This window comes from Paenibacillus sp. FSL H8-0175 (assembly GCF_045040615.1).
Classification (GTDB): domain Bacteria; phylum Bacillota; class Bacilli; order Paenibacillales; family Paenibacillaceae; genus Paenibacillus_AQ; species Paenibacillus_AQ odorifer.
Genome location: NZ_CP150299.1, coordinates 6,178,176 through 6,203,194 on the forward strand (window position 1 = coordinate 6,178,176; position 25,019 = coordinate 6,203,194).

Sequence of the window (25,019 nt, forward strand, 5' to 3'; positions counted from 1 at the left end):
ATAAACGCATTCAATCCAATATCTTAATCAGGATGGTGTTGAGTTTCATAATTACCATTGCGATAAATACCTCACTTAGCATCTTGTTATTTCATTTTGGAAATGCAACAAAATTGGATTGGGTGTTCAATTTTCTTGCCTACCTTCTTACTCCGATGTTTTTCATTATTTTCGTTATTACATTTTTTACATTGACCCGGCGAATCGTCAAAGATTTAATTGCGCTGGAACAAGGACTTCAGATTATATCCGAAGGTAATTTGAGTTATCGGGTAAATGTTGTGCGCCAAGATGAACTAGGACTGGTGGCTTTGAACATCAACCGGATGGCAGAGCGCTTAGAGCAACAGATCATCAAGGAACGCGAAATAGAAAAATCCAAGATGGAGATGATCACGGGGATTTCACACGACTTACGTACCCCTCTTACAAGTATTATCGGGTATATTGAGCTTTTACGTACAGAATCGTACCAAGATAAAAAAGAATACACACGTTTTATTCAAAACACCTATAACAAGGCGCTTCATTTGAAGAAACTCCTCGATGATTTGTTTGAATATACCCGACTTAATTCGGCTGACTCCCGTTTAAATCTGGAGAGAATCGATTTGTCGCAGCTTTTGAATCAATTGTTATTCGAATTCGAACCGATCGCTCAAGAAAACAATGTCCACCTTATAAAAGAGATAGATAAGAATCCAATCCTCACCTTAATCGACAGTGAGAAAATAGCCAGAGCCATAGATAATCTACTTATGAACGCCTTAAAATATTCCATCAGCCCGGGAAGCATTAGCATACGAATTACAACTGATTCTGAACACTGTACCATTGAGATTGAAAATAAAGGAACTCCCCTCTCACAGGATCAAGAAAACCGTCTATTTGACCGATTTTATAAGGTTGACCACTCAAGAAAAAGCCAGGGAATTCAAACCGGAGCAGGACTTGGTCTTTCGATAGCTAGGAATATTGCTGAGTTGCACAAGGGTACTTTAACGCTTAAACACACTCATGACGTCTTCACATTCCAACTGAGATTGCCTTTCGGAGAGGATTGCTAATTGATTATGTCTGAATACTTACTTTTCTTACAAGGCTTCCTCAAAGATCCAAAGCGGGTAGGAAATATTCTACCCAGTTCGCAATTATTAGCCAATAAAATAGTCCAGTCTGTACAATGGCATAATGTAAATGCCGTTGCAGAACTTGGAGCTGGTACAGGTGCTATTACACATCTCATGACATCACAATTAACGAATTCTACAAAAGTGCTTTTGTTTGAGCGGAATAAAAAAATGAGAGAACACTTAAAAGCAATTTATCCGGAATGCATTTTCCATTCCAACGCCAGCTACTTACTCAAGAAATTGAATCAGGAAGGCATCGGTGAGTTAGATTGCATAATTTGCGGATTACCATTTTTTAATTTTTCAATTGAAATGCGTGACAAAATCCTACATCAGATTGTTAAGTCACTTAAACCAGGCGGAATTTTAGTTGCATATCAGCACTCGCTGCACATGAAAAAAAGATGGGCTAAACAACTACTTATTGAGAAAATTGAATTTGTGCCTTACACTTTCCCTCCAACATTCGTATATATTTGTCGTAAAAAAGAATGACAGATGAATACTCGGAAAACAGTAATTTCTAAAGAATGTATAAGTATTGAGAATGGAAATGACCAGCCCAATATGCAGCCAATACTGTTGCAGGATTATAAAAAAGTCCTGATGATCAAGATTATCTTGATCATCAGGACTGGATTTAGTGTGAGAAAACTACGTTACAAACGGTGACAATTTATCCCCGCTGTCTCATTCCCTCAAACAGCAAAATCGTCGCCGCCATTGCAGCGTTCAGCGATTCCGCGCGGCCTGCCATCGGGATGATGATACTCTTGTCCACGAGTCGCGCCGTTTCCGGCGAGATGCCTTTGCCTTCGCTGCCGATCAGCAGCCACTGGCTGCCCTGAAAATCGTGCTCATAGCATGATTCTTCGCCCTGCAGCGAAGTGCTTACCAGCAGCGCCCCATTTTCCTGGGCCTGTGGCAAAATCTCACTTAACTCTCCCTCTACCACCGGAAGATGGAACATCGAGCCCATCGTGGACCGGATGGTCTTCGGATTATAGAGGTCAGCACAGCCTTGTCCGAGGATCACTCCGTCTGCTCCCGCTGCATCCGCACTGCGGATGATGGTGCCGACATTGCCCGGATCCTGCACGCCGTCCAGCACAACCACAAGGCTATCCTTCTTCGCTAGGATAGCTTCTACAGCCTGCTGTTCCTTCCGCACGATGGCGAACACCGGCTGCGGCGTATTGGTGCTGCTGCATTTTGAGATGATCGCCGCCGAAACGCCAATCACTTCCATTCCCTGAACGGCCTGAAGCAGCCCCTTAAGTTCAGCAGGCATTCCTTTGTCGAGGTCATAAGCTAGGCATTCCACATCTGCTTCAGCCAGCAGTGCTTCTTGAACCAGATGAACGCCCTCTACGATATATTTACGAGCCTTGTCACGATGCTTTTTCTCCTGTAACCCGGCCCACTCTTTAACCCGCGTATTTTGCGGAGACATGATTTCCATAAAGTCTTCCTTTCTTCTGCCTTGCCATTTATTCTTTGTTCCTACTGATACGCCATCTCCAGCTTCGTCAAATTATCCTTATGCCCAACAATAACAAGGATATCGCCATCGATCAGGCGATCCTCTGCACGGGGAGAGATGTTCATTTCTTCACCTTGGCGGATGGCCATTACGTTGCAGCCAAATCTTGCGCGGATGTCGAGCTCCTGTAGATTTTTTCCGAGCATCGGTCCGGATACCTTCATATCCAGAATACTGTAGTCCGGCGACAGCTCAATATAATCCAATATATTAGGCGAAGCAAGATGATGCGCAACCCGCATTCCCATATCCCGTTCAGGATAAATCACCTTGTCCGCACCAATTTTGCTTAATACTTTGCCGTGCAGTTCACCTTTGGCTTTTGCCAGAATTGCAGGCACACCCAGGTCTTTTAGGATAAGTGTTGTCAGGATGCTAGCTTGTATGTCCTCGCCAATGGCTACAACCACCACATCAAAATTGCGAATACCAAGGGCACGCAGCGCCTCCTCATCCGTGGAATCTGCAGATACGGCATGAGTTACAATACTTGAAATTTCCTGTGTTCGCTGCTCGTCAGCATCAATCGCAAGTACATCAAACCCCATGCCGCTGAGCGCCTTAGCAACACTAGATCCGAAACGCCCCATACCGATGACGGCATATTGTTTTTTGGCCATGTCTATGTACCTCCCGTAGCATTCTATATCTCAAACAGTATAGCATAAGCCAAGAAGAAACGTCATTGCCGTCCTTATGGATGACAACCGTTTCTCGTAGGAATATAAGGATGATATATATGTGTCAAACTTATACTATCTTATATTTGGACAAAAACTTGAATTTCCAGCACCTTTGCAGGGCACATTATAACGAGGTCAATATCACTATATTTTCAAAAAAGGAGGTACATTATGCCCGTTACCATTGACTTGCGCCAGGCGATTATTCATAAAGTGCACGGTCAATCTGAAGAGGATTTACGTCATATGATTGAAGGCTCTGTGGACGGTCCGGAGGCAGCACTCCCGGGACTTGGCGCCGTGTTCGAAATGATCTGGAAGGATTTAGATCCCGCTAAGCAAGATAGGTTGGTTACCATGCTACATGATCACCTGGAGACTATTACCCCTGGGGATATCACATCGTAAACTGACCGCAACTAGTCAAAAACCTCCGCTCACCATGGTGTAACTTCACCTATGGAGGCGGAGGTTTTATTATTACATTCAGAAAGTTATAGCGTCCTAATTATAGTAATGCTTTTGGAGCCATTTCCAGGAATTTAGCTGTCGGGTTCTTATCCATCGCTGTCCGCATAGCATATTCGTTCTCGAACAACACGACAAAATTGCCCTTCTTATCCGTCACCAACGTTGAGTTGATTCTGAATTTGCTCGCATCCGGCTTACTTTCATCTACGATCCAACGTGCAAACTGGTACGGCATTCTCTGCAACTGAACATCCACACCATATTCACCCTTCATGCGGTACTCAAACACTTCAAACTGCAGTTGTCCAACTACGCCAAGCAAAATATCGTCAAAGTTGACCGTGCGGAACACCTGGATCATGCCCTCTTCAGTCAGCTGATCGACACCCTTCTGGAACTGCTTCGATTTCAATGCATTTTTAATACTCACTTTAGCAAAAATCTCTGGTGAGAACGTTGGCAGCTCATCGAATTCCATATCTCCTGCTTGGCTCAAGGTATCACCAATTCTAAAAATACCTGGATCAAACAGACCGATGATATCTCCCGGATAAGCTTCCTCTACGATATCGCGGTCCTGCGCCAAAAATTGCTGTGGTTGCGCCAGCTTGATATCTTTACCGGCACGTACATGCTTCACGCTCATACCCCGTTCGAATTTCCCGGACACAATACGCAGGAAAGCAATCCGGTCACGGTGAGCCGGGTTCATGTTCGCTTGAATTTTGAACACATAACCAGTGAATTTCTCATTCGTTGGTTCTACTACCCCTATAGTACTGCGGCGTGGTTCAGGCTTCGGTGCCAGATCCAAGAAATTATCGAGGAAAGTCTGTACACCAAAATTGTTGATCGCACTGCCAAAGAACACAGGTGTGAGTTCACCACTTAATACTTTTTCATAGTCAAAAGCATCGCCTGCTACATCCAGCAGCTCCAGATCCTGACACAGTTGATCATGCAGATACTCTCCAGCCATTTCACGAATGATTGGATCACGGTATCCGTCAACCTTTTGAACCTTGATTACGGAGTGATCGTCACCTTGGAACAGCTCTACCTGATTTTTCATCCGGTCATACACGCCGCATAGCTCACGTCCGCTACCGATCGGCCAGTTCATTGGCACAGAACGAATACCAAGAACCTGCTCCAGCTCTTCCATCAGATCAAACGGGCTACGTCCTTCACGGTCCAGCTTGTTAATAAAGGTAAAGATCGGAATACCCCGTTTAGCACATACCTGAAACAGTTTAGTGGTTTGAGCTTCCACACCTTTTGCCACGTCAATAAGCATGACCGCACTATCCGCTGCAGTTAGGGTACGGTAGGTGTCCTCACTGAAGTCTTGGTGACCCGGTGTATCCAAAATGTTCACGCGATGATTCAAATAATCAAACTGCATCACGGAAGACGTTACAGAAATCCCCCGCTGCTTCTCAATTTCCATCCAGTCACTCGTCGCATGCTTATTCGCTTTACGGGCCTTAACCGTTCCCGCCAGACGGATCGCGCCACCGAATAACAGCAGTTTCTCCGTTAAAGTTGTTTTACCCGCATCCGGGTGGGAAATGATCGCAAAGGTTCTGCGTCTATCCACTTCCTTTTGCAGCTTCTGATCTATTGCTTTGTTCATTACACATATCCCTTCATATATAAAATTCCTGCTTCTGCTTCAATTACACTGGGGTTCATCAAATCGGTGCTCTGCTCATTGTTCATACCCCTTCATTTCTGAATGAATAGCTCTTAGGTCTAGCTCCAGTCCGCTTCAAGTGAAAGCATCCTCTAAAGTATATCAAAATCCGGCAGACATTATCTACTAAAAAGCGCGTGCCGCAAAATATCTCCCAAATGGTCTGGATTATGATCCCCACATATCATCGCTCAAGAAAATAGATGTATTTCCTACACTTACTTGAAGTATTAGCATTTTCATTAGCCTTTAGTTGCATTTGATGCAATTAAAAATAAGTTGTGCACGCTTTTCCGCCTTATCCGGTGATTATAGTTGCAGAAAATACATCTAAAAGACTAATCACAACGAGATAAGCGATTTTAATTGTACAAAGTGCAGTTATTAGAACAGTGCCCAGATCCCCCAAACACCGTCTGAAGTCCGATCTTTTAGATCTTAGCATTACAAAAAATCTCCCTGCATCCTCTGCAGGGAGATAGCATTAACTCAAGGTTTAGTTATTCTTCAGCCAAACCACATTATCTTCATCTTGGCCGTTTACAGGCCACCAATGGAAACCTTCTTTAGCAAGCAGTTCATCTGCTTCCACTGGACCCCAAGAGCCAGCAGGATAAGAAGATAAGTCGCTAGACTCTTCGCTCCATGCTTTCGCAATACGATCCACGAATGACCATGCCGAGGATACCTCATCCCAACGAGTGAAATAAGTGGAATCGCCGCGTGCGGCATCATGTAACAAGCGCTCATATGCTTCCGGAGAATTGATTCCAACCAGGCAGCTCTGACAGAAGTCCATAGCCAGCGGTTGAATCTCAGACTCTGAACCCGGTTTCTTGGCATTAATCTTTACATAAATGCCTTCCATTGGGTTCACACGGATTACAAGGAGGTTAGGCTCAAGTTTATGCTTTTGTCCCAAATAAACGTTGGTTGGCATACCTTTGAACTCAACTACCACTTCCGTCGTCTTCACTGGGAGACGTTTACCTGTACGGATGTAGAAAGGAACTCCAGCCCAGCGGAAGTTATCTACAAATACACGGGCAGCAAAATACGTCTCTGTATTCGACTCAGGGTCAACCTTATCTTCCTGACGGTAAGCAGGAAGGGTTTTTCCTTGGTGTAGTCCTTGAATATATTGTGCTCTTACGACATTCTCACGCACCTCATCAGATGTCGCATAAGGACGAAGGGAACGAAGTACCTTCACTTTCTCATCACGAATATCTTCTGCGAGCAGACGGCTTGGTGGTTCCATTGCAATCATAGTCAGCAGTTGCAGTATATGATTCTGGCCCATGTCCCGTAAGGCTCCCGCATGGTCATAGTAACCACCGCGTTCTTCTACACCTACGGTTTCGCCAAGTGTAATTTGAATATTGGCAATATGTTTATTATTCCAGAGCGGTTCGAAAAAAGCATTAGCAAAACGAATCACTTCGATATTCTGTACCATTTCTTTACCAAGATAGTGGTCAATCCGGTAAATTTCCTCTTCTTTGAAGACCTGACGAATCTGTTCGTTCAGCTGTTCAGCCGACTCCAGATTATAACCAAAAGGCTTCTCAATTACGAGGCGATTCCAACCCGTACTATCCAGCATCCCGCCAGCTTTAAGATTGAAGGAGACACTGCCGAACAATTCAGGCGCCAGCGCAAGATAGAACATCCGATTGCCCGGAATACTGAATTTCTCTTCAAGAACTTCAGTTTGTGCTCTTAACTCGCGGAAACCATCAATATTGTTAATGTCCAGAGATTTGTATTCGAAATGCTGAACAAACTCATTCCATTCGCTTTCTTCTCCCGCTTTGTAACGGCAGAATTCAAGGATGGATTCCTTCACATCACTTCTAAATTCTTCCTGAGTACGCGGGCGCCGCGCCACGCCAATTACCGCAAAATCTTGTGCCAGCTTACCTTCACGGTACAAGCTGTAAATCGCCGGGAAAAGCTTACGCCGGGCTAAGTCTCCGGTTGCCCCAAAGATAAAAAAGACAGCACCGGGTGTGTGCAGTGCATCAAGGGTTTGATTTTCAGCCATGGCTCCTCATCTTTCTGTATGTAATATAGTTTATTGACATGCTCAGCGTCGGTACTAACATAAGGTGAATAACGACGTTATGTCATTTTAGCATATTCCTAAAAAGGATGCTATCACATTCCTGACAAATACTCTCGGGATTTCGCAAATTTCAATTAATATTTCTTATTATTAACTATATCTGCGCTTATATAAGAGAAAATTGTCAATATTCGATGGTTATTAAAGGAAAGCCTATAGTTACGCGGTTTGTCCCCTTCTGATCTTCATGATGCACTGCGATTTGGGCAGAAACTGACTGATTTCCACTCATCACAGAACGATTCAAATTAGGAATCGAATACGTACGGCTAACCGTTGAGATATCCTTGTAGCTTTCTCCTCCGGTCACAGCTTCAAACCGGTCATGCATCAATGACTCCGTCTGTGCTAGAACTTTTTCAGGTGCTCCCTGTTCTTGCGCGCTTCCTTGAAGGGATACATTCCATTCCGCCTTAATTTTATTCTGTTCAAGAATCATACTTACTTCACGAGCAGCCGCTTGAAAGCTGGCTTCATTTTGCAGATCAGCCGCTTCTAACGTTACAATCACATAACTGTTGCCTTCGCTAAGCTCACTCCAAAATAAGGAGAGCCGCGATTCATATGGTTTTACAGCTTCTGTACGATACGTCATATGTCCATCTTCCTCAGTACCTGACGGTACATTCAATCCGAGACTTGTGCTTAGCTTAGCAACTTCGGCAGACAGATCCGCGTAATTGCTGCTTTCTCCCTGCCACTTTAACACTAAACGCAGCGGTGAATCAGAAACGGTTGTTTCTTTTCCGAGATCAATTAAGCTCACAAGAGCATGATTCAGTTCGGCTCCTGTTGAAGCTTGGTTAACGCCCTCATCAAGAACGGTTGAATTCGCTTTAACACTTTGCAGATTAACTAGCAGAGCCGCAGCGCAGCACACGATTATCATTATAAAAAAAGTCCCTTTTTTTGTTCCGTTGTTCAGCTTCATCTTCCGCATATGTCATTCTCCCTTCGAACCTCTCTAGCAATCTACTAGACAGTATGTTCGAATTAGGAGATTCTATACCTGAAATATCCCCACCAAGTGAGGGTTTATACTTCGATGCGTACTCAAGTACTTTGCGGGAGCCCCAAAACACACTTTCTTGTACAATAAAAAGGACTGAAGCAGAGGCTTCAGTCCTTTATTGTTATTCAGCTAGTCCATTTTTATATGCATAAATTGCTGCTTGGGTCCGGTCTTCCACGCCCAGCTTCGCGAGAATATTCGTCACATGAAATTTCACAGTTTTGATTCCAATAATTAGTTGATCGGCAATATCCTGATTGGATTTACCTTGCGCCAACAGACGTAATACTTCCATCTCGCGCTCCGTAAGCTCTTTATAAGCAGGTGATTCTCCTTTTGCATTGTTTCTAAAACGGTTCATCATTTTAGAGGCCACCTGTGACTCAAGCACGGACTGTCCTCTTGCCGCAGCGCGGATCGCATCCGCCACTTCACTAGCCCGCGAAGTCTTCAGCAGGTAACTAAAAGCGCCCGCTTCAATAACAGGATACATCTTTTCATCGTCCAAATAGCTTGTAAGAACAATAACTTTGATCTCTGGGTACTGCTTCATCAGCTGTTTAGTCGTTTCTATGCCATCCATACCATCCATTACGAGATCCATTAAGACCACATCGGGATTGTACTCCTGAGCCAGCCGAATGCCTTCTTCTCCACTTCCAGCTTCACCTACGACCTCAATTCCATCCTCGGTACCTAAAACAGCTGCTAGTCCGATCCGTACCATTTCATGATCATCTACGAGTAGTACTTTAATTGCTTCCTCCATCTCCATGGTTACTCTTTCCTCCTATTATTCATTGACTAACGGAACGGTAATCTCAATACGCATCCCTTTACCCGGAGCGGTAATGAACTGAATGGAGCCTCCGATTTCATTAATCCGCTCCTGCATGTTCGACAAACCATAGGAAGCTTGTTTGGTGTCGTCCATCTCAAAGCCGATTCCATCATCACGCAACGTCAAGCGAACTGTATCTCCCCGTCTATGCAGCCGGATTTCCATTTTTTCTGCCTTCGCATGACGAAGTGTATTAGAAATCGCCTCTTGGACGATACGGAACAAGTGATTCTCTACCCCTTTTAACAGCTGCACATCAGGGTCCATTTCAAATACAATTTCGATTGGAACCTTGATCTTAAGCTCCTTGATCAATTCCTGCAGACCTTGTTCGAGGCCCTTTCCTTCCAAATAAACAGGTCTCAAATGCAGCAGCAATGCCCTCATCTCCGATTGGGCTACGGCAGACATTTCTTCTATAAGCGCAATTTGCCGCTGGGCTTTATCGAAATCTTTCTCCAAGGTCCGGCCTACCGCCGTGGCAGTCATGGAGATTGCAAATAGCTGCTGGGAAACAGCGTCGTGCAGTTCACGCGCAAGCCGCTGCCGTTCCTCCATAATAGCAGATACCCGCGCCTGCTCCGCAAGCTTCGCGTTATTCGTGGACAACCGCTGCAGCGTCGTCACTTGATTCTCCCATTTGCCGCTAATCCGGCCAAGCTGTTCTCCAAGCCTTCCCAGCTCATCATCACCTAGATCCGGCATGGACAGCGTCAAATTTCCCTTTTCCCATAATACGAGGGTCTGCCTAAGACGTTCCAACTGCCGCTTCACACGAAAGCTCTGATAAAAGCCATAACCAATCCCAAAGCCCATAGGCAGAAGAATTAGAGTGACGGCTGTCCGCACGCCAAATTTCCAGCTTTCAAAAGGCTTCAAATAGCCATATGTATACATGACATACATTATCACAAGCAGCATGACCAAAGAGAACAGAGCCCCCTCACCCATGCTGCGTGATATCATGTTTTTGTTCTTTTTTTCCATGCGGGGGACTCTCCCTTCTCTATCAAGCTTTTCAAGATAATCGTACATCTAGATCTCCCATTAAATAAGAAACACTAAATTTCACTTTGTATTCACTGCTGTCATAATTAGCTGATTTCCAATTCAGACGGTTCAACATCCCTGTATCTCGCTGGTTGCCGAATTCAATGGACCCAAAGAGCACAAAAGCTTCAATTTCCACGCCGTAATCATCGGACAGGTTAATGTCCATATCGCCAAAAATCCCTTGAAACAGCATGACCGTTTCCTTATGATCCGCCATAGCTAATGAAAGATCCACATCGGCTTCACCCAGTACATGCCAAGAGCTAAGGCTGTGCATCACCCAAGGTGAGCGGTCCCAGTCAAATCTGGATGAAAAGTTCTGCTTCTGCATAAACCCTTCCTTACGCTGTACTCTTTTGGATTTGGTAAAAAACATCCCAAGTGAGATTAAACAAATCCCCAGCACGAGCACCAAATGGTCCAGCAAAAGCAATACAGCACCTATCCCGAGCAGTTTATAGCCCTGCTTTACTTTGCCTGATGTCGTACGGTAGACTCCCAGCAGCAGGAACAGAAGCGCGACAATGGAGAAAAAGCCGAGCCATCTACCAAAAATCATCATGCAGCCAACAGCAATCAGTCCGATGGCAATCAAACGGTTTCGTTTATCCATTTCGCACCTCCTAAAAGTTTTGCGAAGCAAAACTCATTTTATACTATCGGTTAGATATCCGTCACTATGATGAGGAATATTATCACCGTTAAATATTATAGCTAGCCGCTATAAAAGCCATATCGGTATGGAGATCCATACCGTATGGCTTCTTCTTGTCCAGCATATCATATCCGTCCAAGTTTTAGGAACAGGATTTATTGTTCTTTTTTGTTTAGAGAAGGAGCCGCAGGTGTATCATTCAGCTTGTTTTTCAGTAGCGCCAATTGCTCATCCACTTTCAGTTGCTTCTCAACATCAACGGGTTTGCTATAAGCAGCGGATGGGCTGTAAGGTGCACGCATTACATCTGCTTCAGCCTCAAGCTGCATAATTTTCTCTTCCATCCGGTGGAATCCGAGTGATGCACTGCCACTTTCAATGGAATGTACGCTGCTGATTTGCGACATTTGTTTTTTAGCTTTAGCCATTTGAGCACGGGATACAAGCTCATTACGTTTGTTGCGCAGCTTGTAGAACTCATCCTTCATGTCATGCAGTTGTTGCACTAATTCCTTAGCGTGTACTTCAGCTTGTGCGTGAAGATCACTGTATTCCACTTGCTTTTGGTCAAAGTAGATTTTTTCTTCCAACAGCTTGCGAGTTACTTCTTCTTGGCCATTTTTCAGTGCCAGTTCAGCTTGTGATCCACGTTGTGCAGACATTTTTGCTGCTTCTTCCACACGTTGCTTCATACGGCGTTCGTTAGCCATTTGTTTAGCAACTGTTACTTCTGCTTCGTGAATTTCAGCCTCCATATCGCGCAGATATTGGTTAAGCATTACGATTGGGTCCTCTACCTTATCCAACAAGTCATTTACCGACGCTTTTGTCATATCTTTAATTCTTTGAAATACTCCCATGATTTACAATTCCCCTTTCTCATATTTAGACAGTTTTTGTTTGAGTTCTTCTACTTCTTTTTGCAAAGCCTTCTTCTCAATATCCTTCATCATCGCATCCAAACCGGAGTCCGGTGCGGAATAAGCGTTGTTCTTCTCAAAATTAGGATTGTAATTTGGCTGGCGTCCATAAGGTCCATATCCGCCAGTAGCTTGTGGTCCGTGTCCATGTTCCGGTCTGCCTGAGTAGGGTCCGCCGTATGGGCCACCCGGTGCCCCAGGCCCTGGTCCAAATGGATTATAATGCGTCGGTTCCTTAGGAATGACCATTGCTGCAATGAAGTATACCGGAATCACCGCACCACCTGTAAACGGAATGCTGACCAGTAATAGAATCCGGAATAACGTGGAATCAATACCGAGTGTCTCAGATAATCCACCTGCAAGCCCCGTCATCACTTTATCTCTTGTTGAACGATACAATCGACTCATAGCGCTACTCCTTTCCACCATTGTTCAGTTTCTCCTTTAGGCGAGCCATTTCTCTTTCGAGTACGGTCGCTACGGTCTCACCCGCTTGCACCGCATATTCCTGTCCCATGCGCCGCAAATCACGCAAGCTCTTTGCTTCTAATTCCCAATCCGACATCTGATCTTCCAGACGACCGAACATTTTGGGAACATCACCACCGTTGCCATAAGCACTGGCTCTTTGATTCATCCGTTGCTGCAATCGCAGCGACTCCATTCGTGCCGAATAATACTGACGTTTGCTGTACACCGTTTGATACTCTATTTTCAGCTCATTCAGCTGTGCTTCAAGTTCAAACAAGGATTGCTTGCTCTGTTCTAGCAGCCCGCTATATTGCTCCAGTTTTTCCTCGTGAATGATCTTTTCTTGTAAAGCCAGCTTCGCGAGATGATCCTCGCCTGCTTTCAGTGCCAACAACGCCTGCTCTTCACGTTTGTTTCTCATGGCAGTTGCTTGGTTCACTTGCTGCTGCAATTGCTTCGTGTGGGAAGCATATTGCTGGTACAGCCTTTCAGCTTCACTGATTTCCTCACGGGTTGAATGTAGAAATTGATCAATTAGTTTCACGGGATCTTGGCTTTGCTCCAGACGTTCGTTTAGATTAGCTACAGTAATATCCCTCATGCGACGAAAAACACTCATGATCTCCTGCTCCCTCCCTGCTTCTTGTTTAAGTACATTGCTTCTTAATAAGTACCCTTGTTACTTCTGCCCTTTAATGCTGATACGCCCCAGACGATCAACGCCACTCCTAGAAGTGGTCCAATGATCCAGGAAAGCTTCGCGATCAGGGACATCACACCAATGAACATCAGTACCCAACCAATAATCTTGCGTCCGCTCTTAATCCCGTAGTACCCGAGAACAACCAGCAATACCGGGAAAAGTAATCTGAACATTCCGTGGATCAGAGGAAGCGCAATGCCGAGCAGCATAACCGCACCAATCACAATCAGTACAACCGCTAATCCGTTTCCTTGTCTTCTTTGCATTTTTTCTCACCGCCTTTCGTTGTCCTTAACCTTATAGCCTTATTCTAGGGTAAATCGCAGACTTTCAAAACAGACCAACGACGGTTTTTCGTACTGGACCTTAGTCGAGGTAGCTGTACGACTACAGACCACTGTTGGGCTAGTTGTAGGTCATAACCAACCTTTGCACATATAAATGGGAATGCTACCCATCAAAAATTGAAAGGACACCACCCTATATAGGTGATGCCCTTTTGAACTTTCCTTTAGGGTTAACTATGTGGCTCTTTATCAAAAAACCTCGCTCCGTAATCTTTCAATAATAGTCTTCTTAGATATGCTGTGGTAACACAAAACGGGTACTACAATAGAGACCAGCATAAAGGGGATTATACTAAGTAAAATAGGGGTTAATGTAAAAGCCCAAGTAAAATAATCAAGTTCTGCTCCCATTGCGGGTACTAGGGTAGTATTTGCCAAGCTTCCTAGCACAATCGAAAACATCAGCCCTAGGAAGGCATACCCGCCCCCCTCAAAGATAAGCATTTCTTTTACCTGCTTATCCGTCATGGCTATTGATTGCAGCATGGCAATTTCTCGTTTTCTGGTTAAAATAGAAGTTTGCATGGAATTTATGAAATTCAGAATCCCAATAACACCTAGCAGAATACAAAATGCACCTCCTACCACCTCATACATAAAGATTAAACTACGAAAGGTTTCTCTAGAAGTATTCTTCGAATAGAAATCCAATCCGGTATCCGTATGTAAGCAATAGTCCTCCAGCCATTTTTCTGTCTGAGTTAAATGTTCATCATCTACGTTAAAGATTGTATACATTGGCAGCATAGAATCTGCATGGGCAAGCAGTTCATCCGAAGGCAACAAATACTCTAATCCTATATCATAATATGCCACTGAGTGAATAGCTCCCGGAAAATCAACAATGGCAAGCACTTCATATTCCTTTTCCTTTCCGTTTCCAAAACTCACTTTAACTTTATCTCCCGGATGATAAATGCTGCTTGTACCATCTAGGAATTTCTTACAGTTAGTAACATAGATTCCCTCTCCGTTCTCCCAGCGTTTTTGATCCAAAGCTCCTTCCTTTACTTGAATCATCTGTGCCGGCCACTCACTGAAACCAAATGTATTCACTATTGATCTCCGTTTCACCATTTCCTGAGAACTCAGAAATTCCTCTTGGTCCTTTTCATTCATCAAGCCGACTTCTCTTTTCAGCGCAGACATTGCCTGATCACTTAAATTTTGTGTTAAAGGGAGTACATAAACATTACCGCTATTTTCAAGCCCGTCCAATGACTCTACTTGTTTTATGAACTCATTGCTTACACCGGAAGTATCAAATGGAGGCGAATTATTTATGATCGAAGTATCAGCAACCGTAAAGTCCGAAACAGACTGAAACTCAATGAACTTATTAAAATCAAAAGAATGCACAAGACCATAAGTACTATTAAGAATAACCAAACTAAGTGTAAAAGAAAACGTGACGATGATCACTTTTCGGGGGTTCCTCTTTAAATTAGCCATTGCTAGACGAACGGATGTTATTGGTTGAGCTTTTTTCTTTTTTCTTCTTAGTTCTCCCGCCTGTTTTCCTTCAACATAACTTAGAGCTTCTATTGGAGAAACCCTTGATGCAACCTTTGCTGGCCCTAAGCAACTTAATAACACTGTGCAGAGGCTGAATATAGCGGCAATAGCAAAAATAAGCGGGTGTACACTTGTTACGACGCGCATATCTTCACCAAAAATATCGATAATAGCCGGAACAAGAAAACGACCGATCGTCCAACCTATCACTAGTCCAAAAGGAATACCGATACAAGCAAGATATATTGCCTTATAACGAACCATTCTTTTGATTTGTTTTGAAGTTGTCCCAATGACTTTTAATAATCCATAAGATTTAATTTCTTGTGCAATTGAAATATAGAATATATTGTAGATTAACAAATATCCAGCTAAGAAAATCACTGTGATTACAAAGAAACCTAGAAGTATATTTTGAGGTTCAGATCCTAGAATATCATAAGAAGCGTTAACAGTTATTTGACCATCAAAATCACTTCTGCTGGCAAGTTGTTCAGATTTCGTTTCAATATCCCACGTATTCGAAAACCAAAATTGACTGTTGATATAGCCTGAGTACACATTGGGACGGTTGTTCCATGGTTCAGTTGCCACAGGAGCTATTAAATCTGCATATTCACGAGAAAGCCAAATATTTTGACGCCAAGAGAGCGGATTTCCATCCCAAATTCCACAAACGGTAAAGGTATCTGTTATTGTTTTTTCATCTGTTTTGAAGGTTAACGAAATAGATTGACCTAATGTATGGGGAAGACCCAGCGCATCCAATACCAAGGTGCTTACACTTATGTCTTTCTTTTGCTGTGGCATGTTTCCAAGCTGTGGTAAGCTATACGCCCATTTTGCATACTTTTCCTCACCATACCTCACTTCTGTAGGTAACTTAGAAAAGGCAACCCCCTGTGCATCACCGATAAGAACCGAATAGGAGATGTCCTTAATCATTAAATCTGAAGAGACTCTTTTATACTCAGGCATAGACATTTGATGAAATCCACCATGAGCATTGCTCCCCGCGATTCTCATCTTGTTGTCTTTCATTGACTCTAACAAACTCCCTGCAATAGTAAATACACTGGTGAACATAATCGCAGCCAAGGCTATTGCCAGAATAGCAAAATAATTTTTGCTAGATTTAAGAGAGCGCTTTGCCAACTTTTTCATAGTTTTTCCACTATTGTGTTTCAAAGTTCCCACCTCCCTTGCATTATTATTCTGCTTGTCTTAGCTGTTCAATAACACTTGAACGGGAAATAGATTTGTACAACAAACCAGGAATTATTGAACAGATCAACAAAACAACCCCCGAATATATGATTAAAGAGGTGACCGGATATCTAAACACTCCATAGCCTATATATTCATGCAATATATTAAAGACCAGATAACTAATGCCACTACCCACTATTAATGTAAGAACAAAAGCAATTAGAGCAAACCAGATTCCTTCAAAGGTGATCAGCCATTTAATCTGCTTCTTCGTCGCGCCAATAGATGCTAGAACAGCAAACTCCTGTTTTCTGGATACAATGCTTACTAATATAGTGTTAATAAAATTCAAAACACCGATGCTGCTTAAAATGATAATGATAACAATAGAAAGATTGGAAAAAGACTGCTTTAAGTCAGCAAACGCCTTTGCCTGTTCAATTTTTGAGGTGCCTGAAATGCTGCTGTCTCCGCTTGTAAGTAGTTTAACCTCATTCAACACATCCTGTTCTTTTCCTTTTTGCGCATTAATCTTAATAGAGTAAATCACAGCATCAGAATGATATTTGTTGATAACATTATTTGACACAATTAGCCATGGAGCAGCACCACTATTCATAGCATCACGTTCAAACGTCATTTGACCGCCAATTTTCACCTTATAGCTCTTGTTGTTGTCAATTACCGTGAAGGGTATCTGTACACCTATTGGAATGCCATTCCCATTAATATCAGTTACCAATGCTATCTTCCCTTTGGAAAAGTCGCTTAAATTAATCGGGTTCTTAGCAGTACGGTTATACTCCTCCAGTTTTTTATCATCAATGCCGATCAATAAACCCCAAAAGTTAGTTTTAGGATCTTCTTCATAATGTTTTTTATCTCTGAGTTCCTCATTCACACCTGCACGAAATTCATTGTAATTTCGCAGCCACTCACCATGAGTACTATCTGAATAATGCTGGAAAATAGATACTACCGTCGTTCGTTCGAGTTCACGGATCCCGTTTACTGCGGAAATTTGCGACAGCAACTCAGGAGTAAAGTGCTGCTCCTCTGTTGGATTAAAACTGGCTCTGGTCATTTGGTTATACATAGCAATGTCGTATTTAACCTCTGCATTGATGTATTCCTCCGCACTGAAGGATTTTAGAAATGTGGAAAGCACCACAAGTGCAGTGCTGCCTAAGAAGAGCGTTAACACAACAAAAAGCAATCTTTTTTTACTACGGAGTATATTTTTTAACGACATATACGGTATTTTCGCACCATGTCTACCTCTTGATTTTTGTTTTCCGGATTGTGTATCAGTATGTTTCGACGCTTCAATCGGAGAAATTCTCCCTGCCTTCTTTGCAGGTGCTCTATAGCTTAAAAATAGAGTTAACGCTGAGAAAAATAGGGCCAAGAGCAACACCCATAAGTTGACTTGCCTATCTATGGATGAGAAACCCTCATACGAAGATAAGGCAAGCGGCACTACGTAAAATGAAAGCCCCCATCCCAACAGCATCCCCACAGGCAGGGCAAAAAAGGCTACTTTAGCAACACTGTAATAGACAATTTGCTTGATTTGCGCACTAGTCATTCCCAGCATTTTCAGCAGCCCATAAAATCGTACGTCTCGAGTAATAGAGATATACGCAACGTTGAAAATAATAAGGTATCCATCAAACATAAAAAACAAAACCATTATTACTGCAACCAGTGAATCCTTGACATTCATATTCAATTTACCGTCATATGAAGGAATCAACTGCTGATTTCCATCCAAATCAATGGAGGCTCGAATCTGCTCGATTTTATCGTGATAATGTCTGGTATCTTTAAATAATAACCCTACAAGATTCGGCACTTCCTGCGGATGTTCTCTTAAAAATGTTTCTGAAAAAAAGACAATTCGATTGTTTTCAGAATTGATATTTGCCGTGTCCTCATAGAATCCAGACAGAGTAAAGGGAAGGCTCTGAACCTCTGCGTCGCCGTTTTTTGAAATATCACTGATAGCAACAGACAATGAAACCTCCATTCCAGTCTGCGGCTTTGAGTATCCCAACCTATTCAACAGCCATGTTGACATCATGATTTCATTGCCTTTAGCAGGATAGGTACCCTGCATATTATCTACAAGTGATCCGCTATATTCCTCCCAATTTGTAGAACTGATCATCTGTATATCAATCCCAGCCTGTCCCTTATTATTGACAAGTGATCCCATTTTGGTTTGAATATTCATTTCAGGCTTTAAAATATCAAATTTACTTAATAAATCTAATTGATTCTGTGTTGGACGACTCAAAATAACATTAGCACTTGTCCCGGTTTCTTTCATTTCTTGATGTTTAGATAATTTCAAGTAACTGTAAAATGTGCTGCAAGCTGCTGTAATCAGAATGGTCGTAAGAATGATGGCGCATGCCAATATAATATTTCTGGTTTTGTTTGCCTTATAGTATCTCCGAAATAATTTTCGGATGACGGATGAAGAATGATTTCTATACATTTTTTCCCTCTCTAATCCACGATTTTCCCATCCTCCATACGGAGAATCCGATCAGCACGCAAGGAAATTTCGTTGTTATGTGTAATCATAATGATTGTTTGATTTAGTTGGTGACTAGTCATTTCCAGCAGCTTGATTACCTCTTCACTTGTTTGACTATCCAAATTTCCAGTGGGCTCATCGGCAAGGATAATAGCGGGCTTCATCGCTAAAGCCCTTGCAATTGCTACACGCTGTTGTTGGCCCCCAGACAAATTGTTGGGTAAATTATTCAGCTTCTCCTTCAGTCCTAACATCCTTACAATGATGTTCACATACTCCTTATCCACCTTGTTTCCATCAAGTTCAATCGGCAGAACGATATTCTCGTAGACATTAAGTATCGGCATTAGATTATAATTTTGAAAAATGAACCCGATATTTTTACGTCTAAAAATCGTAAGCTGATCACTGTTCATCTTTGACAGTTCTTTCCCATTCACTTCTACGGTGCCAGAGGTAGGATTATCAAGGCCCCCGAGCATATGCAGTAGCGTAGACTTACCGCTGCCGGAAGTCCCAACGATAGCCACAAATTCACCTTGCTCCACACTCATTGTTATGCCATCCAACGCTTTGACAGGGTTTGGTTCACTACCGTAATACTTTCTCAAGTCGTTAGCTTTTAATATACTCATGCACAACCCCTCTATTTCTTTAGAATATCTGATTCTTCATGTGTCATACCGTCGTGAAATTTCTTGCAATACCAATAACTAGAATAAATAGTGTGTGCTTCGACATTTTTTCCAAGATCCACTTTATTCCATTAATTTACTATTTTATATAAAAAAATTCGTTTACAATGTTTTTTTTGAGGACTATACTAACTATTTGTTCTAGAAAATTACATTTAATATACAATAAAACATTTTTAAAGATTATAAAGAAAAGTCCACTTTCAACTGTCTACTAAATAAAAATCTCGCTTTCGAATAAATCCCGAGAATGTATAATGATCAAATAAGAAACAAAGGAGAATTACTATGAACATACTGATCGTTGAGGACGACCGTAGTTTAAATAAAGGGATCGCTCTCACTCTTTCTCAAAACAATGTCATGATCCATCAAGCCTACGATATTGCCGCGGCGGAGCATATTTTCGCAGTTAACCCTATTGATCTCATCATTCTGGACATCAATCTGCCAGACGGAAGTGGGCTGGACTATTGCGAGCAACTTCGCAAGACCTCACGCGTACCCATTATTTTCCTAACCGCCAATGATATGGAGTCCGACATTATCACCGGTTTTGCATTGGGGGGCGATGACTATATCACTAAACCATTCAGCCTAATGGTGCTTCGCGCCAGAGTAATGGCAGTGCTCAGAAGAACGGAATCGCTAGGGACTGGAAAAATAACATTGGGTCCGTTAGAACTCGATTTTGAGAAACTGGAGTACAGCAAAAATAAACAATCGCTCCAGCTGAGCAAAACTGAGCAAAAACTGTTGCGGCTGCTGGTGACGAATACGGGCAATATTTTGACCCGAGAACAGCTGATAGACAAGATCTGGAGCAAGGATGCCGAATTTGTGGATGAAAACGCATTGACAGTAGCCATCAAACGGCTGCGTGCTAAACTTGAGGATGACCCGGCAGCACCCAAATATATCAAGACCATTTACGGACTTGGATACATGTGGACTGAAGGGCAAAAACCATGAAAACCAATAGCCCACCTGCTAATTTCAAGCAAATTCATAGGCTCTTTTTACTGATCATCCTTATACTAGTGGCCTGTTTTATCGGCAGTATAATGTTTCTGTACGGGTTCGACCCCACTCTGCTCCAACTGACTTCTCTATTTATCATCTGTATATTAGCGACAGGAGCCGTATGGGTCTGGTTATGGAACCGCCAGATCGCAATCTATATACAGACCTTGGATACTGCGATTGAACGGGCTATACATGACCTGCCGCCACTCACTAACTATGAAGAAACCGCTCTGTCTTCGATGGAACATAAACTAAAGCGGTATATAGGGATGGCTAAGGCGAATGAACGAAATATCCAAACAGAGAAAAACAAAATAAAAGAGCTGATCTCGGATATCTCCCATCAAACCAAGACCCCCCTCTCTAATATCATGGTATTCAGTCAGTTGCTCGAAGAGATGCCCGGACTAAATGAGAATGTCCGGCACTACATACAGCATATTAAAGCGCAGTCAGATAAGTTGGATTGGCTGATTCAGTCTCTAATCAAATTATCACGTTTGGAAACAGGAATGATCTCCCTACAGCAGATTGAGGCGAAACCGCTCATACAAACTCTGACGCAGGCTTTATCCCAGATTTATGCACAAGCGGAAAACAAACAAATTACGATCAATATTGACTGCGGGACACACATCTTAGCCTGCCACGATGTCAAATGGACAAGTGAAGCACTATTCAACCTGCTCGAGAATGCTGTGAAGTACACACCACATAACGGACAAATTTCCGTTCTTGCTGAAAGCAACGAGATGTTCACCTGTCTCCACCTTACCGATACTGGACTTGGAATCCCCAGCGAAGAAATCCCTCACATCTTTAAGCGGTTTTACCGAGGAAAGCAAGCGCGTGAATTCGAGGGGGTCGGCATCGGGTTGTTTTTGTCCAGAGAGATTATCACGGCGCAAGGCGGCCATATCAACGTCATTTCTGAAACTGGAAAAGGTACAACCTTCTCTGTTTACCTGCCCCAGCGCTGAAATAGAATGTGTCATTATGGTCAGAATTCAGACACTCTCCTGTCAGATTGATTTGCTACCCTTAAATCATGGACAAACAGATCTCATTGGAGGGGAAGAGTTATGCCGATTCTACAGACTGAAAATTTAAAAAAACACTATGGAAAGGTTGGCGCAAGCGTTAAGGCTTTGGACGGTATATCACTGTCAGTGGATAAAGGGGAGTTTGTCGCCATTGTCGGCACTAGCGGCAGCGGCAAAAGCACCCTTCTTCATATGCTTGGTGGATTAGATCGGGCAACAGAGGGCAAGGTTTACGTGGACGGGAATGATATTTTTGCGATGAGTGATGAGAAGCTGACCATTTTTCGGCGCAGATCGGTGGGGTTTGTTTTTCAGAACTACAATTTGGTACCCATACTAAATGTGCGGGAGAATATTGTGCTGCCCATTGAACTGGACGGTGGCAAAATTGACGAAACTTATCTTGATCTGATCATCCGCACTTTAGGCTTGCAGGAAAAGATGAATACTCTACCTTCTAATCTGTCTGGCGGACAGCAGCAACGGGTGGCAATAGCCAGAGCATTGGCGACCAAACCTTCAATCATCTTAGCAGATGAACCTACAGGTAATCTGGACAGCAAAACAAGCCAAGAAGTGCTGATTTTACTTAAACAGATGAGTGAAAAATTCAACCAAACCATTGTGATGATCACACACAATGAACAAATTGCTCAAACTGCTGACCGTATTATCCGTATTGAAGATGGCGTCATTTTCACTGGACAACCCCGTAGCTCCGGAGTGAGCCAGCCATGATCAGCACGAATAACCATAAGACCATTGCTACTTTAGCCAAAAAAAGCCTCAAAGCCAACCGTGCTCGCAATTTCACTATCATCTGTGCCATCGTACTGACTACGCTTTTGATCACCAGCGTGTTTACCTTGGCGCTCAGTATTAACAAATCGATGCAACGCGCACAAATGCAGACTACCGGCAGCGATTATCATGGAAGCTTCAAATATCTGAATCCTGCCGAGTTGGAGAAGCTGAAGAATCAACCATCCATCAAAGAGTATGGCGTCTTCCTTAAGGTTGGCGATATAAGCACCAGTCTGTTCAAGAATCACCGGGTAGAGGTCCTTCGAATTGACGAGAATTATGCCAAACACGGTTTTATCAACTTTATAGCCGGCGGACTGCCCTCCCAAGAGAATGAAATCGTCCTAAATACTTGGGCGCTTGACTTGCTAGGAGCAAAACATGAGTTAGGCCAGACTGTGAAGCTGGATATAGACATTGGTGAAAAAGTCATAAGCCAAGACTTTAAGCTCTCCGGATATTACGAAACCGATCAAAATTTGGCGATGTCAGGATTGGCTTTTGTATCCGAAGCATTTACACAGAAGAACATTTCCCATATTGACCCGGACATCTCTGAGGCAACGGGTTCTTATGTGAACACCGCAGGTCTAGGGGTGATGTTTAATAATTCTTATAATATTGAACAGAAGGTACAAAAGATTTTGACGGACACCGGCCTGGATGTACCTTATGGTGTCAATCCGGCTTATACAAGTGTTTCTCTCTCCGATAATCTACTGAATATCATTCCTTATGCAGTTGTCATTCTTATCACCATGCTGAGCGGCTATTTACTAATCTACAATATCTTTTTTATTTCCGTCGTGCGGGATGTCAAATTTTACGGGCTGCTAAAGACCATCGGTACCACACCCCGACAACTGAAAAAGATCATCTCCATTCAGGCCCGGTCACTTTATCTCGTCGCATTGCCTTTTGGATTGGGGTTCGGGTATCTGCTAGGTCTGCTGATTCTCCCTATGGCCTCCTCATTTTTAAACGGTTCTACTGATAATGTCTATTCTGCTAGCCCGTGGATATTTATTGGTGCAGCAGCATTCTCGTTTATGACAGTATGGATCGCCGCAAGCAAACCGGGCCGAATGGCTTCGCGAACCTCGCCGGTAGAGGCTGTAAAATTTGCCGGAGTCAGCAGCGGTGGAAAACGGAATGCCAAAAAATCAAAACATGGCGCAAAACTTCACAACATGGCGTTCTCCAACCTGTTCAGAAGCAAAAAGAAGCTGATCCTGATGCTCTCTTCACTCTCCTTGAGTATCATCTTGTTCAGTACCATTTTTACAGTAATTTCCTCACTGGATGTGAATAAATATCTGCGTGCCTTTATCTCCGGTGATTTTGTGGTTCAGAATGAAGTGCTAGTCAGTATTACAGGGCCTCGAGACGGTGATCCATATAAGCTTTCAGAGGAGTTCGCCAACAACCTAAGTAAAATTGACGGTGTAGAAACTGTTGATAAGGTTTACCACAGATATGTTCCATCTCCTGTCGATGATGCTGTCCGGGCTATTTTGGAGCCAATGGCAGCTGCTGACCCACATCCTTATCTTCTCTCCACTTTAGATAAGGTGGGGATGGTCTACAATCATTTATATGGATTAGATCCGGGCTGGTATGATCTTGTGGACAAGGATATTATTGAAGGGGAGTTTAACAGGCAGAAGTTTGCTTCAGGAAAATATGCGGTCATATCTGAGGCCATGTTTATAGAAGAAGATAGCTACCGCACCTATTATCATCCTGGAGATACAGTCACTTTCGAGAAGTCGGGTAAATCTTATGAAGTGATGGCAGTAGTAAAACATGATGCAGTATATGCTGCCACAACAAAATCTTACTCTATGTTAGGTTACAACATCTTCCTCCCTGCTTCGGAGCTGCAGAAGGAAATGCCGAAGGGTACAGATCCAGCCAATATCGTTTCAGCCACACTACATGTCGATCCGACTAAGCTGGACCAGGTAGAACAAGTGGTCAAAGCTTTAACAGATTCAACTGATGAATTAACTTTAAAATCAAGGGAGGATTACAAGGATGAGCTCGGTGGATTCATTCGCATTTTTCAAACCGTCGGGTATGGGCTTAGCCTGGTCATTGCTCTAATCGGGGTGCTGAATTATATCAACACTGTACTCACCGGGGTAGTCTCCCGCCGGAATGAACTTGCCATGCTGGAGAGTATTGGCATGACTAAAAAGCAGCTAAAACGTATGCTGATCCTTGAAGGATTCTACACCGTTTTGCTAACCGTCCTCATAACCTCAACATTAGGTGTATTGCTGACCTATAACCTTTCCAAAAGCATCACGGATAATATGGCCTTTATGGTATTTCAGATGAGTTGGCTGCCGTTTATCCTCACCGTTCCTATTTTGTTAATTCTCGCTTACACAGTGACACTGAGAGCCTATAAAACGTTATCCCAAGCATCCATTGTGGAACGGCTGAGAGAAGCCGAGTAATGTAAGACACACCTAAATACTCCTATTACAAAAAGGGCAGCCCGGTAAATATCGCCGG

At 43.1% G+C, this 25,019-nt stretch carries 22 protein-coding genes; 7 read left to right on the forward strand and 15 right to left on the reverse strand.

The window, feature by feature from the left end:
• The first annotated feature begins 32 nt into the window (after positions 1-32).
• A complete protein-coding gene (locus tag MHH46_RS27305) occupies positions 33-1,067 on the forward strand; it encodes a cell wall metabolism sensor histidine kinase WalK (protein ID WP_139329893.1) in 1,035 nt (344 codons plus the stop codon).
• A 6-nt stretch (positions 1,068-1,073) separates the two neighbouring features.
• The gene (locus tag MHH46_RS27310; RefSeq protein WP_081387947.1) at positions 1,074-1,628 is read left to right on the forward strand and encodes a class I SAM-dependent methyltransferase; all 555 of its coding nucleotides are present in this window, start codon (positions 1,074-1,076) and stop codon (positions 1,626-1,628) included.
• A 181-nt stretch (positions 1,629-1,809) separates the two neighbouring features.
• Here the strand turns inward: MHH46_RS27310 and MHH46_RS27315 are convergent, their stop codons facing one another.
• Both MHH46_RS27315 and MHH46_RS27320 read right to left on the reverse strand, forming a co-directional pair.
• Complete coding sequence (locus MHH46_RS27315; RefSeq protein ID WP_076194085.1) at positions 1,810-2,595, reverse strand: RNA methyltransferase; 786 nt, start codon at positions 2,593-2,595, stop codon at positions 1,810-1,812.
• A 41-nt stretch (positions 2,596-2,636) separates the two neighbouring features.
• Entirely contained in the window at positions 2,637-3,296 is a 660-nt protein-coding gene (locus MHH46_RS27320) for a TrkA family potassium uptake protein (protein ID WP_036685517.1), read from the reverse strand.
• 234 nt (positions 3,297-3,530) lie between these two features.
• On the opposite strand from MHH46_RS27320, the gene MHH46_RS27325 reads away from it, so the two are divergent.
• Positions 3,531-3,767 (forward strand): small acid-soluble spore protein SspI, encoded by a 237-nt coding sequence (locus tag MHH46_RS27325; protein ID WP_076130310.1) that lies wholly within the window; start codon positions 3,531-3,533, stop codon positions 3,765-3,767.
• Positions 3,768-3,867: 100 nt separating this feature from the next.
• Here the strand turns inward: MHH46_RS27325 and MHH46_RS27330 are convergent, their stop codons facing one another.
• From MHH46_RS27330 to MHH46_RS27390, 13 genes are all read right to left on the reverse strand, one after another.
• Positions 3,868-5,466: a peptide chain release factor 3 gene (locus tag MHH46_RS27330; RefSeq protein WP_076194083.1), complete on the reverse strand. Its 1,599-nt coding sequence runs from the start codon at positions 5,464-5,466 to the stop codon at positions 3,868-3,870.
• A 556-nt stretch (positions 5,467-6,022) separates the two neighbouring features.
• Positions 6,023-7,573, reverse strand: coding sequence for a glucose-6-phosphate dehydrogenase (gene zwf, locus MHH46_RS27335; RefSeq protein ID WP_036685526.1), 1,551 nt, complete (start codon positions 7,571-7,573; stop codon positions 6,023-6,025).
• Between the two features lie 205 nt (positions 7,574-7,778).
• Positions 7,779-8,594, reverse strand: a complete 816-nt coding sequence (locus MHH46_RS27340; protein WP_076130308.1) for a YwmB family TATA-box binding protein — start codon at positions 8,592-8,594, stop codon at positions 7,779-7,781.
• Positions 8,595-8,787: 193 nt separating this feature from the next.
• The gene (locus MHH46_RS27345; protein WP_036685532.1) at positions 8,788-9,441 is read right to left on the reverse strand and encodes a response regulator transcription factor; all 654 of its coding nucleotides are present in this window, start codon (positions 9,439-9,441) and stop codon (positions 8,788-8,790) included.
• An 18-nt stretch (positions 9,442-9,459) separates the two neighbouring features.
• Positions 9,460-10,494: a sensor histidine kinase gene (locus tag MHH46_RS27350; RefSeq protein ID WP_076130326.1), complete on the reverse strand. Its 1,035-nt coding sequence runs from the start codon at positions 10,492-10,494 to the stop codon at positions 9,460-9,462.
• Between the two features lie 31 nt (positions 10,495-10,525).
• Positions 10,526-11,173 (reverse strand): cell wall-active antibiotics response protein LiaF, encoded by a 648-nt coding sequence (liaF, locus tag MHH46_RS27355; RefSeq protein WP_036685537.1) that lies wholly within the window; start codon positions 11,171-11,173, stop codon positions 10,526-10,528.
• Positions 11,174-11,370: 197 nt separating this feature from the next.
• Positions 11,371-12,075, reverse strand: a complete 705-nt coding sequence (locus MHH46_RS27360; RefSeq protein ID WP_036685540.1) for a PspA/IM30 family protein — start codon at positions 12,073-12,075, stop codon at positions 11,371-11,373.
• Positions 12,076-12,078: 3 nt separating this feature from the next.
• On the reverse strand, positions 12,079-12,546 hold the full coding sequence (locus MHH46_RS27365) for a PspC domain-containing protein (RefSeq protein WP_036685653.1): 468 nt from the start codon (positions 12,544-12,546) through the stop codon (positions 12,079-12,081).
• Between the two features lie 4 nt (positions 12,547-12,550).
• The gene (locus MHH46_RS27370) at positions 12,551-13,228 is read right to left on the reverse strand and encodes a PspA/IM30 family protein (protein ID WP_036685541.1); all 678 of its coding nucleotides are present in this window, start codon (positions 13,226-13,228) and stop codon (positions 12,551-12,553) included.
• A gap of 44 nt (positions 13,229-13,272) precedes the next feature.
• On the reverse strand, positions 13,273-13,578 hold the full coding sequence (locus MHH46_RS27375; protein ID WP_076130307.1) for a LiaF transmembrane domain-containing protein: 306 nt from the start codon (positions 13,576-13,578) through the stop codon (positions 13,273-13,275).
• Positions 13,579-13,848: 270 nt separating this feature from the next.
• Complete coding sequence (locus MHH46_RS27380; protein WP_218642212.1) at positions 13,849-16,362, reverse strand: ABC transporter permease; 2,514 nt, start codon at positions 16,360-16,362, stop codon at positions 13,849-13,851.
• Positions 16,363-16,384: 22 nt separating this feature from the next.
• Complete coding sequence (locus MHH46_RS27385; protein ID WP_179088221.1) at positions 16,385-18,739, reverse strand: ABC transporter permease; 2,355 nt, start codon at positions 18,737-18,739, stop codon at positions 16,385-16,387.
• A gap of 158 nt (positions 18,740-18,897) precedes the next feature.
• Positions 18,898-19,563 (reverse strand): ABC transporter ATP-binding protein, encoded by a 666-nt coding sequence (locus MHH46_RS27390; protein WP_076130305.1) that lies wholly within the window; start codon positions 19,561-19,563, stop codon positions 18,898-18,900.
• Positions 19,564-19,911: 348 nt separating this feature from the next.
• On the opposite strand from MHH46_RS27390, the gene MHH46_RS27395 reads away from it, so the two are divergent.
• The 4 genes from MHH46_RS27395 (at position 19,912) to MHH46_RS27410 (ending at position 24,961) form a co-directional block, all read left to right on the forward strand.
• Positions 19,912-20,595: a response regulator transcription factor gene (locus tag MHH46_RS27395; RefSeq protein ID WP_076130304.1), complete on the forward strand. Its 684-nt coding sequence runs from the start codon at positions 19,912-19,914 to the stop codon at positions 20,593-20,595.
• A complete protein-coding gene (locus MHH46_RS27400; RefSeq protein ID WP_076130303.1) occupies positions 20,592-21,629 on the forward strand; it encodes a sensor histidine kinase KdpD in 1,038 nt (345 codons plus the stop codon). Before MHH46_RS27395 ends, MHH46_RS27400 begins: the two co-directional genes overlap by 4 nt.
• 102 nt (positions 21,630-21,731) lie before the next feature.
• Positions 21,732-22,430, forward strand: a complete 699-nt coding sequence (locus MHH46_RS27405; protein WP_076130302.1) for an ABC transporter ATP-binding protein — start codon at positions 21,732-21,734, stop codon at positions 22,428-22,430.
• Positions 22,427-24,961: an ABC transporter permease gene (locus MHH46_RS27410; protein WP_076130301.1), complete on the forward strand. Its 2,535-nt coding sequence runs from the start codon at positions 22,427-22,429 to the stop codon at positions 24,959-24,961. The genes MHH46_RS27405 and MHH46_RS27410 overlap by 4 nt, the downstream gene beginning before the upstream one ends.
• Positions 24,962-25,019 lie beyond the last annotated feature (58 nt).

Excerpts from the sequence above, each read along its gene's own strand:
- MHH46_RS27305 (WP_139329893.1), top strand. The coding sequence starts at position 33 with ATGGTGTTGAGTTTCATAATTACCATTGCGATAAATACCTCACTTAGC.
- MHH46_RS27310 (WP_081387947.1), top strand. The coding sequence starts at position 1,074 with ATGTCTGAATACTTACTTTTCTTACAAGGCTTCCTCAAAGATCCAAAG.
- MHH46_RS27315 (WP_076194085.1), bottom strand. The coding sequence starts at position 2,595 with ATGGAAATCATGTCTCCGCAAAATACGCGGGTTAAAGAGTGGGCCGGG.
- MHH46_RS27320 (WP_036685517.1), bottom strand. The coding sequence starts at position 3,296 with ATGGCCAAAAAACAATATGCCGTCATCGGTATGGGGCGTTTCGGATCT.
- MHH46_RS27325 (WP_076130310.1), top strand. The coding sequence starts at position 3,531 with ATGCCCGTTACCATTGACTTGCGCCAGGCGATTATTCATAAAGTGCAC.
- MHH46_RS27330 (WP_076194083.1), bottom strand. The coding sequence starts at position 5,466 with ATGAACAAAGCAATAGATCAGAAGCTGCAAAAGGAAGTGGATAGACGC.
- zwf (WP_036685526.1), bottom strand. The coding sequence starts at position 7,573 with ATGGCTGAAAATCAAACCCTTGATGCACTGCACACACCCGGTGCTGTC.
- MHH46_RS27340 (WP_076130308.1), bottom strand. The coding sequence starts at position 8,594 with ATGCGGAAGATGAAGCTGAACAACGGAACAAAAAAAGGGACTTTTTTT.
- MHH46_RS27345 (WP_036685532.1), bottom strand. The coding sequence starts at position 9,441 with ATGGAGATGGAGGAAGCAATTAAAGTACTACTCGTAGATGATCATGAA.
- MHH46_RS27350 (WP_076130326.1), bottom strand. The coding sequence starts at position 10,494 with ATGGAAAAAAAGAACAAAAACATGATATCACGCAGCATGGGTGAGGGG.
- liaF (WP_036685537.1), bottom strand. The coding sequence starts at position 11,173 with ATGGATAAACGAAACCGTTTGATTGCCATCGGACTGATTGCTGTTGGC.
- MHH46_RS27360 (WP_036685540.1), bottom strand. The coding sequence starts at position 12,075 with ATGGGAGTATTTCAAAGAATTAAAGATATGACAAAAGCGTCGGTAAAT.
- MHH46_RS27365 (WP_036685653.1), bottom strand. The coding sequence starts at position 12,546 with ATGAGTCGATTGTATCGTTCAACAAGAGATAAAGTGATGACGGGGCTT.
- MHH46_RS27370 (WP_036685541.1), bottom strand. The coding sequence starts at position 13,228 with ATGAGTGTTTTTCGTCGCATGAGGGATATTACTGTAGCTAATCTAAAC.
- MHH46_RS27375 (WP_076130307.1), bottom strand. The coding sequence starts at position 13,578 with ATGCAAAGAAGACAAGGAAACGGATTAGCGGTTGTACTGATTGTGATT.
- MHH46_RS27390 (WP_076130305.1), bottom strand. The coding sequence starts at position 19,563 with ATGAGTATATTAAAAGCTAACGACTTGAGAAAGTATTACGGTAGTGAA.
- MHH46_RS27395 (WP_076130304.1), top strand. The coding sequence starts at position 19,912 with ATGAACATACTGATCGTTGAGGACGACCGTAGTTTAAATAAAGGGATC.
- MHH46_RS27400 (WP_076130303.1), top strand. The coding sequence starts at position 20,592 with ATGAAAACCAATAGCCCACCTGCTAATTTCAAGCAAATTCATAGGCTC.
- MHH46_RS27405 (WP_076130302.1), top strand. The coding sequence starts at position 21,732 with ATGCCGATTCTACAGACTGAAAATTTAAAAAAACACTATGGAAAGGTT.
- MHH46_RS27410 (WP_076130301.1), top strand. The coding sequence starts at position 22,427 with ATGATCAGCACGAATAACCATAAGACCATTGCTACTTTAGCCAAAAAA.